Raw genomic sequence first — 13,309 nt, 5'->3', positions numbered from 1 at the left:
CCGGTGTCATAACAAGAGAGTCACAGCCTGAGTCAGACCCTCCTCCACCTTCCCTACACACGCTTAGAGTCACGGCCAGTCACCGCGCCGTCGGATTGTCATTTCGGCCTCGCGCTCGACTCGACCGCCTCCACGGGGAAGCGGCCGTGCCAGGGAAAGGACTGATCGTGCGTCAACGTTCGCTCATCGCCATCACCGCCGCTCTGGCGGCGGGAGCGCTCACCCTCACCGCCTGCGGCTCGCGCGACGACGACGGCGGCGGCTCGGACTCCGGCAACGGCGGCGGTGGCACCACCGTCGTCATCGGCGTCGACGCCCCGCTGACCGGCGACCTGTCCGCGCTCGGCCTCGGCATCAAGAACTCGGCGGACCTCGCGGCCAAGACTGCCAACAAGGAGAAGACCGTCGAAGGCGTCACCTTCAAGGTCGAGGCCCTCGACGACCAGGGCCAGCCCTCCGTCGGCCAGCAGAACGCCACCAAGTTCGTCGCCAACGACAAGGTCCTCGGCGTCGTGGGTCCGCTGAACTCCTCGGTCGGCGAGTCCATGCAGAAGGTCTTCGACACGGCCAAACTGGTCGAGGTCTCCCCCGCCAACACCAACCCCTCGCTCACCCAGGGTGTGGACTGGCAGACCAAGAAGGTCCGGCCGTACAAGTCGTACTTCCGTACCGCGACCACGGACGCCATCCAGGGTCCGTTCGCCGCGCAGTACGTCTACAACGACTCCAAGAAGCGCAAGGTCTTCGTCATCGACGACAAGAAGACCTACGGCGCCGGCCTCGCCGCCACCTTCACCCAGGAGTTCAAGAAGCTCGGCGGCAAGGTGGTCGGCACCGAGCACATCAACCCGGACACCAAGGACTTCAACGCGGTCGCCACCAAGGTCAAGAACTCCGGCGCCGACGTCGTCTACTACGGCGGCGAGTACCCGCAGGCCGGACCGCTCAGCAAGCAGATCAAGGCCGCCGGTGCCAAGATTCCGCTGGTCGGCGGCGACGGCATCTACAGCGCCGACTTCATCAAGCTCGCCGGCGCCAGCGGCAACGGCGACCTCGCGACCTCCGTCGGCGCCCCGGTGGAGGAACTCCCCTCCGCCAAGGAATTCGTCGCGAACTACAAGGCCGAGGGATACAAGGAGGCCTACGAGGCGTACGGCGGCTACTCCTACGACTCCGCCTGGGCGATCATCGAGGCCGTCAAGAAGGTCGTCGAGGCCAACGACGGGAAGCTTCCCAGCGACGCCCGGGCCAAGGTCGTCGACGCCATGCAGGACGTCTCCTTCGACGGTGTGACCGGCAAGGTCTCCTTCGACGAGTTCGGTGACGCCACCAACAAGCAGCTCACCGTGTACGCCGTCGAGAACGGTGCGTGGGGCTCCGTGAAGTCCGGCACCTTCACCGGCTGACCCCGGACACCCGCACCACAGCCCACGAGCCGCGCGGGGCGCTGTTCCACAGGCGCCCCGCGCGGACTCGCATCCGGCCACATCCGTCGATTATCCGAAAGTCTCGGAGGACATGCGGTGAACGAACTGCCGCAGCAGCTGGTCAACGGCCTGCTACTGGGATCCATGTACGGGCTGATCGCCATCGGCTACACAATGGTCTACGGCATTGTCCAGCTCATCAACTTCGCCCACGGCGAGATCTTCATGACCGGCGCCTTCGGCGCGCTCACGGTCTACGTCTACATCCTGCCCGACGGCACCTCCATGCTGATCGCCCTGCCCCTGATGCTCCTCGGCGCCATGGTCGTCTCCGTCGCCGTCGCCGTCGGGGCGGAACGGTTCGCCTACCGTCCGCTGCGCGGCGCACCCCGTCTCGCGCCCCTGATCACCGCCATCGGCCTCTCCCTCGCCCTCCAGCAGGCGGTGTGGGCCTGGTACCCCGAGGCCAAGTCGGCCCGGACCTTCCCGCAGATCGACGGCGGCCCCTTCCACATCGGCAGCGTCACCCTGCAGACCGGCGACATCTTCCTGTTCATCGCCGCCCCGGTGAGCATGGCCATCCTCGGCTTCTTCGTGATGCGCACCCGCACCGGACGGGGCATGCAGGCCACCGCGCAGGACCCGGACACCGCCAAGCTGATGGGCGTCAACACCGACCGCATCATCGTGGTCGCGTTCGCGCTCGGCGCCGTCTTCGCCGCCGTCGGCGCCGTGGCCAACGGCCTCAAGTACGGCCAGATCGACTTCAAGATGGGCTTCATCCTCGGCCTCAAGGCGTTCACCGCGGCCGTCCTCGGCGGCATCGGGAACATCTACGGCGCCATGATCGGCGGCATCACCCTGGGCGTCGCCGAGACCCTGGCCACCGCCTACATCGCCGACATCCCCGGCCTGGACAAGTTCGGCAGCCAGTCCTGGTCCGACGTCTGGGCCTTCATCCTCCTCATCCTCGTGCTGTTGTTCAGGCCACAGGGCCTGCTCGGCGAACGCGTTGCGGACAGGGCGTGACACCGATGACCACACAGACCACCGCGCCGAAGAACACCGGTGCCCCCGCCGCGGGCGACGCGTCCGGCCTCATCGGCATCCCCGCGCACATCGGCCGCGCCCTCGCCACCGGCGGCGGCGTCCTCACGGTCGTCTCCACCTTCCTCGCCTGGACCTGGACCGCGGAGTTCCCCGGCGACCTCACCGTCTACGGCTACCCGGGCGGCCTCCAGGTGCTGGTGCTGGTCGCCGGCGCCCTCACCGCCCTCATCGGCCTCGCGTCGTACGGCGTCAAGGGGCTGCGCTGGCTCGTGCCGGCCGGCGCCGACGCGGCCCTCCGGTTCGCCGCGCTCGCCGCCTTCGCCACCGCCTGGTACACGGTCATCGCGATCAGCACCCAACTCGGCGGCCTCGTCAACCTGGAGCCCGGCGGCTACATAGCCGCCGCCGTCACCCTGATCGCGCTGCTCGGCTCCCTCGCCCTGCCCGTCGAGCGCCCCGAACCCGACCCGTTCGACCCGGACGACACCGGCTGGGAGCGGTTCAAGCACACCAGCGCGCACAACTGGCAGATCGTCAAGGCGGCCTTCGCCTCCGGCAGCCCGCGCCCCGTGCGCGCCCTGCCGTCCTACGCCGAGATCCTGATCATCGTCGCCGTCCTCGCCGCCGGCCTGTTCGTCTTCACCTACGGCATCGGGACCGAGTACGACGAGCTCTTCGTCGGCTTCCTCATCACCGCCGGCTTCGGCTTCGCCGCCCTCAACAAGTCCGGCCTGATCGCCCAGGCCTCCGAGATCACCGCACGGCACCAGAACATCACCGTCTGCGGCGCCTTCATCGCGGCGGCCTGCTTCCCCTTCACCCAGTCCGACGACCAGTACGCCACCATCGGCGTCTACATCCTCATCTTCGCCACGGTCGCCCTCGGTCTGAACATCGTCGTCGGCCTCGCCGGTCTGCTGGACCTCGGCTACGTCGCGTTCCTCGGTGTCGGCGCCTACGCCGCCTCCATGGTCTCCGGCTCCCCCAGCTCCCCGTTCGACCTGCACCTCCCCTTCTGGGGCGCCGTCCTCGTCGGCGCCGCCGCCTCCCTGGTCTTCGGCGTCCTCATCGGCGCCCCCACCCTGCGGCTGCGCGGCGACTACCTGGCCATCGTGACGCTCGGCTTCGGCGAGATCTTCCGGATCACCGCCAACAACCTGGACGGCACGTCGGGCCCGGACATCACCAACGGCTCCAACGGCATCTCGTCCATCCCCGACCTCAAGGTCCTCGGCTTCGACCTCGGCATCGCGCACGAGTTCGGCGGCTTCACCATCGGCCGGTTCGCGAACTACTTCTTCCTGATGCTCGTCATCACGGCCGTCGTCGTCCTCGTCTTCCGGCGCAGCGGCGACTCCCGCATCGGCCGCGCCTGGGTCGCCATCCGCGAGGACGAGACCGCCGCGCTCGCCATGGGCATCAACGGCTTCCGCGTCAAGCTGATCGCGTTCGCCGTCGGCGCCTCGCTGGCCGGACTCGCCGGCACCGTCCAGGCACACGTGACCTACACCGTCACCCCCGAGCAGTACCTCTTCGCCGGCACCACCCCGCCCAACTCGGCCTTCCTGCTCGCCGCGGTCGTGCTGGGCGGCATGGGCACCATCGCCGGCCCGCTCATCGGCGCCTCGCTGCTCTTCCTCATTCCCAACAAGCTCCAGTTCCTCGACGACTACCAGCTCTTCGCCTTCGGACTCGCGCTGGTCCTGCTGATGCGCTTCCGCCCGGAGGGTCTCATCGCCAACCGGCGCCGGAAGCTGGAGTTCCACGAAGAGGACGAAGCGCCCGCAGTCCTGAGCAAGACAGGGGCCTGACCACCATGACCACCGACACCACCACCAAGGACACCGCACCGGGCGCCCCCGCCCCCGGCACCACCATCCTCGACGCACGCGGTGTCACGATGCGCTTCGGCGGACTGACCGCCGTCAACGGCGTGGACCTCACCGTGAACAGCGGCGAGATCGTCGGCCTGATCGGCCCCAACGGCGCCGGCAAGACGACCTTCTTCAACTGCCTGACCGGCCTCTACATCCCGACCGAGGGCGAGGTCCGCTACAAGGACCGGGTGCTGCCGGCCAAGTCCTTCAAGGTGACCGCCGCGGGCATCGCCCGCACCTTCCAGAACATCCGGCTGTTCGCCAACATGACGGTCCTGGAGAACGTGCTGGTCGGCCGCCACACCCGGACCAAGGAAGGCTTCTGGTCGGCCGTGCTGCGCGGCCCCGGCTTCCACCGGGCGGAGAAGGCGTCCCGGGAACGCGCCCTGGAACTCCTGGAGTTCGTGGGACTCGCCGCCAAGGCCGACCATCTCGCCCGCAACCTGCCCTACGGCGAGCAGCGCAAGCTGGAGATCGCCCGCGCGCTGGCCAGCGAGCCGGGGCTGCTGCTCCTGGACGAGCCGACGGCCGGCATGAACCCGCAGGAGACGCGGGCCACCGAGGAACTGGTCTTCGCCATCCGCGACAAGGGCATCGCCGTCCTCGTCATCGAGCACGACATGCGGTTCATCTTCAACCTCTGCGACCGCGTCGCCGTGCTCGTCCAGGGCGAGAAGCTCGTCGAGGGCGACAGCGCCACGGTGCAGGGAGACGAACGCGTCGTCGCCGCCTACCTCGGCGAGCCCCTCGCCGACGACCCCGGCGCCGCGGAGGCCGCCGAGGTGGAGGCCGCCGAAGCCGCCCAGGCACAAGCCGCGGAAGCCACCGGAGCCGCGGAGACCGCCGAGGCCGACACCACCACGGACACCGCGGCCGGCAAGGAGAACGACCGATGACCGCACTGCTCGAGGTCGAGGACCTCCGCGTCGCCTACGGCAAGATCGAGGCCGTCAAAGGCATCTCGTTCAAGGTGGACGCCGGCGAGGTGGTCACCCTCATCGGCACCAACGGCGCGGGCAAGACCACGACCCTGCGCACCCTGTCGGGGCTGCTCAAGCCGGTCGGCGGCCAGATCAGGTTCGGCGGCAAGTCCCTCAAGAAGGTCCCCGCCCACCAGATCGTCTCCCTGGGGCTCGCCCACTCGCCCGAGGGCCGGCACATCTTCCCGCGCATGACGATCGAGGACAACCTGCGCCTCGGCGCCTTCCTGCGCAGCGACCGGGCCGGCATCGAGAGGGACATCCAGCACGCGTACGACCTCTTCCCCATCCTCGGGGAACGCCGCAAGCAGGCCGCGGGCACCCTCTCCGGCGGCGAGCAGCAGATGCTCGCCATGGGCCGCGCGCTGATGTCCCAGCCCAAGCTGCTGATGCTCGACGAACCCTCCATGGGCCTCTCGCCGATCATGATGCAGAAGATCATGGCGACCATCGCCGAGCTGAAGTCCCAGGGCACCACGATCCTGCTCGTCGAGCAGAACGCCCAGGCGGCCCTCTCCCTGGCCGACCACGGCCACGTCATGGAGGTCGGAAACATCGTCCTGTCCGGCAGCGGCCGGGACCTGCTCCACGACGAGTCGGTCCGCAAGGCCTACCTCGGCGAGGACTGACGCCCCGGCGGACCGTGCACACGCGTGAGGCCCGCGCCCCCGCACCGGGGACGCGGGCCTCACCCGTACGTCGGGGGATCAGCCCTTGGACGCCTTCTTCTCCTCGGCGTCCTGGATGACCGCCTCGGCCACCTGCTGCATCGACATCCGCCGGTCCATCGAGGTCTTCTGGATCCACCGGAAGGCGGCCGGCTCGGTCAGCCCGTACTCCGTCTGGAGCACCGACTTGGCACGGTCGACCAGCTTGCGGGTCTCCAGGCGCAGGCTGAGGTCGGCGACCTCCTTCTCCAGCGCCTTCAGCTCCGTGAACCGCGAGACGGCCATCTCGATCGCCGGTACGACGTCGCTCTTGCTGAACGGCTTCACGAGGTACGCCATGGCCCCGGCGTCCCGGGCCCGCTCCACCAGGTCGCGCTGCGAGAAGGCGGTCAGCATCAGGACCGGCGCGATGCTCTCCTCGGCGATCTTCTCGGCCGCGGAGATGCCGTCCAGCTTGGGCATCTTCACGTCCAGGATCACCAGGTCGGGCTTGTGCTCCCGGGCCAGCTCGACGGCCTGCTCACCGTCACCCGCCTCGCCGACGACGGAGTACCCCTCCTCCTCCAGCATCTCTTTGAGGTCCAGCCGGATGAGCGCCTCGTCCTCGGCGATGACGACACGGGTCGTCAGCGGAGGAACGTGCGACTGGTCGTCGTCGGTCACGTCGGCGGGCTGGGGCGACTCGGGGGCGGTCACGTGAGCTCCTCGTTCGGGGCAGGGGTACTGCTGACAAGAGCCTACCTAGCTCCTGTATGTTTGAGTCACCGAGGGGCTACACTGACCTTCGGTTCGAAGAGGCTCCGGTAGTCCAATCGGCAGAGACGATGCCCTCAAAAGGCATTCAGTGTGGGTTCGAGTCCCACCCGGGGCACTTTACCTTCGTTTCGAAGGCTCCCCAGGCGCAGCGGTGACACCCGTTCAGCTGTCGTCCTCCCCGATGTGGTGCACCCTCACCAGGTTCGTCGTGCCCGACACCCCCGGCGGTGAGCCGGCCGTGATGACCACGACGTCGCCCTTCTCGCAGCGCCCGTAGCGGGTGAGCAGCTCGTCCACCTGGTCGACCATCGCGTCCGTGGAGTCCACGTGCGGGCCGAGGAAGGTCTCCACGCCCCAGGTCAGGCTCAGCTGGGAGCGGGTCGCCGGTTCCGGGGTGAAGGCGAGCAGCGGGATGGGCGAGCGGTAGCGGGAGAGGCGGCGGACGGTGTCGCCGGACTGGGTGAAGGCGACCAGGAACTTGGCGCCGAGGAAGTCGCCCATCTCGGCGGCGGCGCGGGCGACGGCACCGCCCTGGGTGCGCGGCTTGTTGCGTTCGGTCAGCGGGGGGAGCCCCTTGGCGAGGATGTCCTCCTCGGCGGCTTCGACGATCCGGGCCATCGTGCGCACCGTGTCGGTCGCGTGCTTGCCGACGCTGGTCTCGCCGGAGAGCATCACGGCGTCGGTGCCGTCGATGACGGCGTTGGCGACGTCGGAGGCCTCCGCGCGGGTCGGGCGGGCGTTGTCGATCATCGAGTCGAGCATCTGGGTGGCGACGATGACCGGCTTGGCGTTGCGCTTGGCGAGCTTGACGGCGCGCTTCTGGACGATCGGCACCTGCTCCAGGGGCATCTCGACGCCGAGGTCGCCCCGGGCGACCATGATGCCGTCGAAGGCGGCGACGATGTCCTCGATGTTCTCGACGGCCTGCGGCTTCTCGACCTTGGCGATGACGGGCAGGCGGCGGCCCTCCTCGTCCATGATGCGGTGGACGTCGAGGACGTCGCGTCCGCTGCGGACGAAGGAGAGGGCGACGACGTCGAAGCCGGCCCGCAGCGCCCAGCGCAGGTCGTCCTCGTCCTTCTTCGAGAGGGCGGGCACGGACACCGCGACGCCGGGCAGGTTGAGGCCCTTGTGGTCGGAGACCATGCCGCCCTCGATCACCTTCGTGCGCACGCGGGGCCCGTCCACGCCGGTCACCTCGAGGCAGACCCTGCCGTCGTCGACGAGGACCCGTTCACCGGGGGTGACGTCTTCGGCGAGGCCGGCGTAGGTGGTGCCGCAGATGTGGCGGTCGCCCTCGACGCCCTCCTCGACGGTGATGGTGAAGCTGTCGCCGCGTTCAAGGAGTACGGGTCCCTCACCGAAGTGGCCGAGGCGGATCTTCGGGCCCTGAAGGTCGGCCAGGGCGCCGACGCTGCGGCCCGTCTCGTCGGACGCCTTGCGGACACGGCGATAGCGCTCTTCGTGTTCGCCGTGGGTGCCGTGGCTGAAATTGAAACGGGCGATGTCCATTCCGGCGTCGACCAGGTCCTTGATCTGGTCGTACGAGTCGGTGGCAGGACCAAGAGTGCAGACGATCTTTGCTCGGCGCATGGGTCGAGCCTATGACTTACTGCCGGGTAGCGAATTGGCCACGCATGACCACTCAACAACCTTTGCGTAAAGGGGTATTGACAAGTGTTGAATTGTGCGCCGGGCCGCTCTGATGAGCGTCCGGAAGGCGTGCGTGGGCCGGTCGAGGGACGTGCGCGCCCGCCACCACCTCTTGACACGCGGCATGTTCAGGACAGAATCTACGCGCGTTGCCACTGTCTGCACGGGTCTCCGAGGAGAGTCAGTCATGCCGTTGAACCGCCGCACGTTCCTGAGCAGGTCCGCCGTGACGGGGGCGGGTGTCGCGCTGGCCGGCGCGGCGGCGGCTCCTGCGGCCGAGGCGGCGGCCCCCGCGCACCGGGGGCGCAGGAAGCCCAAGCGGTTCGCGCTGACGGTGCTCGGCACCACCGACCTGCACGGGCACGTCTTCAACTGGGACTACTTCAAGGACGCCGAGTACCAGGACGCGGCGGGCAACGCCCAGGGCCTCGGCCGGATCTCCACCCTGGTGGACCAGGTGCGCGAGGAGAAGGGCCGCCGCAACACCCTGCTGGTGGACGCGGGCGACACCATCCAGGGCACCCCGCTGACGTACTACTACGCCAAGGTCGACCCGATCACCGCCGAGGGCGGTCCGGTGCACCCGATGGCGCAGGCGATGAACGCCATCGGCTACGACGCGGTGGCGCTCGGCAACCACGAGTTCAACTACGGCATCGAGACGCTGCGCCGGTTCGAGGAGCAGTGCGACTTCCCGCTGCTCGGCGCGAACGCGGTCGACGCGAAGACGCTGAAGCCGGCCTTCCCGCCGTACTTCATGAAGACGTTCCGGGTGAAGGGCGCGCCGCCGGTGAAGGTGGCGGTGCTGGGGCTGACCAACCCGGGCATCGCGATCTGGGACAAGGCGTACGTGCAGGGGAAGCTGGCCTTCCCGGGGCTCGAGGAGCAGGCGGCCAAGTGGGTGCCGAAGCTGCGGTCGATGGGCGCCGACGTCGTGGTCGTGTCGGCGCACTCGGGCTCCTCGGGCACGTCCTCCTACGGTGACCAGGTCCCGTACGTCGAGAACGCGGCGGCCAACGTGGCCCGGCAGGTGCCGGGCATCGACGCGATCCTGGTCGGGCACGCGCACGAGGAGATCGCCGAGCTGAAGGTCGTCAACGAGGAGACCGGGAAGACGGTCGTGCTGTCGGAGCCGTTGTGCTACGCCGAGCGGCTCACCCTGTTCGACTTCGAGCTGTTCTTCGAGCGGGGCCGCTGGCACGTCGAGTCGGTGAAGGCGTCGCTGCGCAACTCCAACGAGGTCGACGACGACCCGAGGATCACGAAGCTGCTGGCGGACGAGCACGCGAAGGTCGTGGCGTACGTCAACCAGGTCGTCGGCACGGCGACCGAGACGCTGACCACGGTCGAGGCGCGGTACAAGGACGCCCCGATCATCGACCTGATCACCAAGGTGCAGGAGGACGTGGTCAAGGAGGCGCTGGCGGGCACGGAGTACGCGTCGCTGCCGGTGCTGGCCCAGGCCTCGCCGTTCTCGCGGACCTCCGAGATCCCGGCGGGCGACGTGACGATCCGCGACCTGTCGAGCCTGTACGTCTACGACAACACGCTGGTCGCGAAGCTGCTGACGGGCGCCCAGGTGCGGGCGTACCTGGAGTACTCGGCGGAGTACTACGTGCGGACGGCGGCGGGTGCGCCGGTGGACGTGGACAAGCTGACCAACGCGAACGGCCGCCCGGACTACAACTACGACTACGTCTCGGGACTGACATACGAGATCGACATCGCGCAGGCGGCCGGTTCCCGGATCAAGAACCTCGCCCACGCCGGTGCTCCGCTGGACGACGCCCAGCAGTTCGTGCTGGCGGTGAACAACTACCGCGCCAACGGCGGCGGCGCCTTCCCGCACGTGGCGTCGGCCAGGGAGCTGTGGTCGGAGTCGACGGAGATCCGCACCCGGATCGCGGAGTGGGCGACGGAGAAGGGTGTGCTGGACCCGAAGGACTTCGCGTCCGTGGACTGGTCGCTGACGCGGGACGGCGAGCCCGTCTTCTGAGCCGGGGTCGCGCGGGGCTGCCTCAGATTCCGTCCACCAGGGGGGTGAGTGCCCGGTGGTTGCGCGCGGACGGGATCTGGGGCAGGCCGTCCTCCAGGCCGAAGGTGGTGAAGGCGGTGCGGCCGGGCAGCGGGTACGGCTCGTGCCCGGTGAGGTCGTTGAGGATGGTCGCGCTGCGCCAGGCGGCGAGGCCCAGGTCGGGTGTGCCGACCCCGTGGGTGTGCGTCTCGGCGTTCTGGACGTAGACGGAGCCGGTGACGGAGGGGTCGAGGAGGAGGCGGTGGCGGTCGTCGACGCGGGGGCGTTCCCTGCTGTCGCGCCGCATGTAGGGGTCGAAGCCGGCGAGGAGGCGGCCGAGGGGGCGTTCCCGGTGGCCGGTGGCGAGGACGACGGCGTCGGTGGTGAGGCGGGAGCGGGTCTTCTGCTGTTCGTGTTCGAGGTGGAGTTCGACCTGGGTGGCGCCGACGCGGCCGGCGGTGCGGACGTGGACGCCGGGGGTGAGGGTGGTGTCGGGCCAGCCGCCGTCGAGGGTGCGGCGGTACAGCTCGTCGTGGATGGCGGCGGTGGTGTCGGCGTCGATGCCCTTGTGCAGCTGCCACTGGGCGGCGACGAGGCGGTCGCGGACCGGTTCGGCCAGGCCGTGGAAGTAGCGGGTGTAGTCGGGGGTGAAGTGTTCCAGGCCGAGCTTGGAGTACTCCATGGGGGCGAGGGCCTCGGTGCGGCCGAGCCAGTGCAGCCGCTCGCGGCCGGCGGGGCGCCGGCGGAGCAGGTCGAGGAAGACCTCGGCGCCGGACTGACCGGTGCCGACGACGGTGACGTGTCCGGCGGCCAGCAGCGTGTCGCGGTGGCGGAGGTAGTCGGCGGCGTGGACGACGGGGACGGCGGGGTCCTCGACGAGGGGTCTGAGCGGGTCGGGCACGTGGGGTTCGGTGCCGACGCCGAGGGCGACGTTGCGGGTGTACGTGCGGCCGAGCGCCTCCGCCTCCCCGTCGGCGTCGAGCTGGGTGTAGTCGACCTCGAAGAGGTCGCGTTCGGGGTTCCAGCGGACGGCGTCGACCTGGTGGTGGAAGCAGAGGGCGGGCAGGCGCTCGGCGACCCAGCGGCAGTAGGCGTCGTACTCGGCGCGCTCGATGTGGAAGCGTTCGGCGAAGTAGAAGGGGAAGAGGCGTTCTCTGGCCCTGAGGTGGTTGAGGAAGCTCCAGGGGCTGGCCGGGTCGACGAGGGTGACGAGGTCGGCGAGGAAGGGCACCTGAATGCGTGCGCCGTCGATCAGCAGGCCGGGGTGCCAGCGGAATTCGGGGCGCTGTTCGTAGAAGACGGTGTCGAGGCCGGTGAGGGGGTCGGCGAGGGCCGCGAGGGAGAGGTTGAAGGGGCCGATGCCGATGCCGACGAGGTCGCGCGGGGCGTCGGGGCCGGGGTGCGGGGTGGCGTTCATCGGGGGGTGTGTCCTTCCACGAGGGCCAGGAGGGCGGCGAGGTCGTCCGCTCGGGCGTGCGGGTTGAGGAGGGTCGCCTTGAGCCAGAGCCGGCCGTCGGCGCGGGCGCGGCCGAGGACGGCGCGGCCGGTGCCGAGCAGCGTGCGGCGTACGGCGGCGACGGCGTCGTCGGTGGCGCCGACGGGCCGGAACAGGACCGTGCTGATGGTGGGCGGTGCGTGCAGTTCGAACCCGGGGTGGGTCTCGACCAGCCCGGCGAACTCCCCGGCGAGGGAGCAGACCGCGTCGACGAGCGCGCCCAGTCCGGTGCGGCCCAGGGTCTTGAGGGTGACGGCGGCCTTGAGGACGTCGGGGCGGCGGCTGGTGCGCGGGGAGCGGTGGAGGAGGTCGGGGAGGCCGGCGTCGGTGTCGTCGTCGGCGTTGAGGTAGTCGGCGCGGTGGCGGAGGGCGGCGAGGTCGCCGGTGTCGGTGACGGTGAGGAACCCGGCGGGGATCGGCTGCCAGCCGAGCTTGTGCAGGTCCAGGGCGACGGTGTCGGCGGCCTCCAGGCCCGCGAGCAGTGCGCGGTGCCGCTCGCTGAAGAGGAGGCCCGCGCCGTAGGCGGCGTCGACGTGGAGACGGGTGCCGTGGGCGGTGCAGCGGTCGGCGATCTCGGGCAGCGGGTCGATGAGCCCGGCGTCGGTGGTGCCGGCGGTGGCGGCGACGAGGTGGGGGCCGGGGATCCGGGTGAGCGCCTCGTCGAGGGCGGCGGGGTCGAGGGTGCCGGCGGGGGCCGGGACGACCACGGGTTCGGGCAGGCCGAGGAGCCGGGTGGCGCGGGGCAGGGAGTGGTGGGCGTTCTCCCCGTGGAGCAGCCGCAGGCCGGCGCCGTGCTTCTCGCGGGCGAGCAGGACGGCGAGCTGGTTGGACTCGGTGCCGCCGGTGGTGACGAGAGCGTCGGCGGCGCCGGTCTCGCGGGCGAGGGCGCGGGTGACGAGGGCTTCCAGGGCGGAGGCGGCGGGTGCCTGGTCCCAGGAGTCGAGGGAGGGGTTGAGGACGCTCGCGGCGAGGTCGGCGGCGGCCGCGACGGCCAGCGGCGGGGCGTGCAGATGGGCGGCGCACAGGGAGTGGGCGGGGTCGGCGGCGCCTTCGGCGAGGGCGGTGACCAGGACGCGGAGCGCGTCGGGGTCGCCCCGGTCCGGCAGGATGTCGCCGGCCGCGTCCGCCACCCGGGCGGCGACGGTGTCGGGGCCGCCCGGGGGCAGCGGGCCGCCGCGGGCGACGGTGCCGGTGCGCAGGGCGTCGAGCACGGTGTCGAGCAGGGGCCGCAGGGCGTCGTTGCCGTGCGGGCCCGAGGCGAGGGGCGGCATGCCCATGAGCCGTCCTTGGGGCACGGGGACTGGGGTTCCAGCTTGTACGCACGGATGCGTGTACGCCGGACAGCTCAGTGATCGCAACCCGAAAGGGGTATCCCGGCGGCCCGCGCCC

10 protein-coding genes and 1 tRNA gene are annotated in these 13,309 nt (G+C 70.2%); 7 read left to right on the top strand and 4 right to left on the bottom strand.

All coding sequences use genetic code 11. From position 1 onward, the window contains the following. Nucleotides 1-167: 167 nt before the first annotated feature. From Sco07f_RS29450 to Sco07f_RS29430, 5 genes are all read left to right on the top strand, one after another. Complete coding sequence (locus Sco07f_RS29450; protein WP_007388354.1) at nt 168-1,406, top strand: branched-chain amino acid ABC transporter substrate-binding protein; 1,239 nt, start codon at nt 168-170, stop codon at nt 1,404-1,406. A gap of 117 nt (nt 1,407-1,523) precedes the next feature. Further along, the gene (locus Sco07f_RS29445) at nt 1,524-2,456 is read left to right on the top strand and encodes a branched-chain amino acid ABC transporter permease (protein WP_007388355.1); all 933 of its coding nucleotides are present in this window, start codon (nt 1,524-1,526) and stop codon (nt 2,454-2,456) included. Nucleotides 2,457-2,461: 5 nt separating this feature from the next. Next, nucleotides 2,462-4,288 (top strand): branched-chain amino acid ABC transporter permease, encoded by a 1,827-nt coding sequence (locus tag Sco07f_RS29440; protein ID WP_108989631.1) that lies wholly within the window; start codon nt 2,462-2,464, stop codon nt 4,286-4,288. Between the two features lie 5 nt (nt 4,289-4,293). Then, a complete protein-coding gene (locus Sco07f_RS29435; protein ID WP_042822166.1) occupies nt 4,294-5,250 on the top strand; it encodes an ABC transporter ATP-binding protein in 957 nt (318 codons plus the stop codon). Next, on the top strand, nt 5,247-5,963 hold the full coding sequence (locus Sco07f_RS29430; RefSeq protein ID WP_042822168.1) for an ABC transporter ATP-binding protein: 717 nt from the start codon (nt 5,247-5,249) through the stop codon (nt 5,961-5,963). Before Sco07f_RS29435 ends, Sco07f_RS29430 begins: the two co-directional genes overlap by 4 nt. Nucleotides 5,964-6,041: 78 nt before the next feature. Here Sco07f_RS29430 and Sco07f_RS29425 read toward each other — a convergent pair whose 3' ends face one another. Then, entirely contained in the window at nt 6,042-6,698 is a 657-nt protein-coding gene (locus tag Sco07f_RS29425; RefSeq protein WP_007388346.1) for an ANTAR domain-containing response regulator, read from the bottom strand. A gap of 101 nt (nt 6,699-6,799) precedes the next feature. On the opposite strand from Sco07f_RS29425, the gene Sco07f_RS29420 reads away from it, so the two are divergent. Then, nucleotides 6,800-6,873, top strand: a tRNA-Leu gene (locus Sco07f_RS29420). A 47-nt stretch (nt 6,874-6,920) separates the two neighbouring features. Here Sco07f_RS29420 and pyk read toward each other — a convergent pair. Next, nucleotides 6,921-8,351 (bottom strand): pyruvate kinase, encoded by a 1,431-nt coding sequence (gene pyk, locus Sco07f_RS29415; RefSeq protein ID WP_007388347.1) that lies wholly within the window; start codon nt 8,349-8,351, stop codon nt 6,921-6,923. A 247-nt stretch (nt 8,352-8,598) separates the two neighbouring features. On the opposite strand from pyk, the gene Sco07f_RS29410 reads away from it, so the two are divergent. Then, nucleotides 8,599-10,407 (top strand): bifunctional metallophosphatase/5'-nucleotidase, encoded by a 1,809-nt coding sequence (locus Sco07f_RS29410; RefSeq protein ID WP_108989630.1) that lies wholly within the window; start codon nt 8,599-8,601, stop codon nt 10,405-10,407. A 22-nt stretch (nt 10,408-10,429) separates the two neighbouring features. On the opposite strand, the gene Sco07f_RS29405 is transcribed toward Sco07f_RS29410, so the two are convergent. Together Sco07f_RS29405 and Sco07f_RS29400 are read right to left on the bottom strand one after the other, a co-directional pair. Then, nucleotides 10,430-11,842 (bottom strand): lysine N(6)-hydroxylase/L-ornithine N(5)-oxygenase family protein, encoded by a 1,413-nt coding sequence (locus Sco07f_RS29405; protein WP_108989629.1) that lies wholly within the window; start codon nt 11,840-11,842, stop codon nt 10,430-10,432. After that, complete coding sequence (locus tag Sco07f_RS29400) at nt 11,839-13,197, bottom strand: pyridoxal phosphate-dependent decarboxylase family protein (protein WP_108989628.1); 1,359 nt, start codon at nt 13,195-13,197, stop codon at nt 11,839-11,841. The genes Sco07f_RS29405 and Sco07f_RS29400 overlap by 4 nt, the downstream gene beginning before the upstream one ends. Nucleotides 13,198-13,309 lie beyond the last annotated feature (112 nt).

Origin of the sequence: Streptomyces coelicoflavus (assembly GCF_003112555.1) — a bacterium.
Taxonomy (GTDB): domain Bacteria; phylum Actinomycetota; class Actinomycetes; order Streptomycetales; family Streptomycetaceae; genus Streptomyces; species Streptomyces coelicoflavus.
Note: the sequence above shows the minus strand (reverse complement) of the source record. Positions and strands in the feature narration are given on the sequence as shown.

Bases quoted from the DNA above. Each gene is read 5' to 3' on its own strand.
- Sco07f_RS29430 (WP_042822168.1), top strand. From the start codon at position 5,247: ATGACCGCACTGCTCGAGGTCGAGGACCTCCGCGTCGCCTACGGCAAG.
- Sco07f_RS29410 (WP_108989630.1), top strand. From the start codon at position 8,599: ATGCCGTTGAACCGCCGCACGTTCCTGAGCAGGTCCGCCGTGACGGGG.
- Sco07f_RS29440 (WP_108989631.1), top strand. From the start codon at position 2,462: ATGACCACACAGACCACCGCGCCGAAGAACACCGGTGCCCCCGCCGCG.
- Sco07f_RS29405 (WP_108989629.1), bottom strand. From the start codon at position 11,842: ATGAACGCCACCCCGCACCCCGGCCCCGACGCCCCGCGCGACCTCGTC.
- Sco07f_RS29435 (WP_042822166.1), top strand. From the start codon at position 4,294: ATGACCACCGACACCACCACCAAGGACACCGCACCGGGCGCCCCCGCC.
- Sco07f_RS29400 (WP_108989628.1), bottom strand. From the start codon at position 13,197: ATGGGCATGCCGCCCCTCGCCTCGGGCCCGCACGGCAACGACGCCCTG.
- pyk (WP_007388347.1), bottom strand. From the start codon at position 8,351: ATGCGCCGAGCAAAGATCGTCTGCACTCTTGGTCCTGCCACCGACTCG.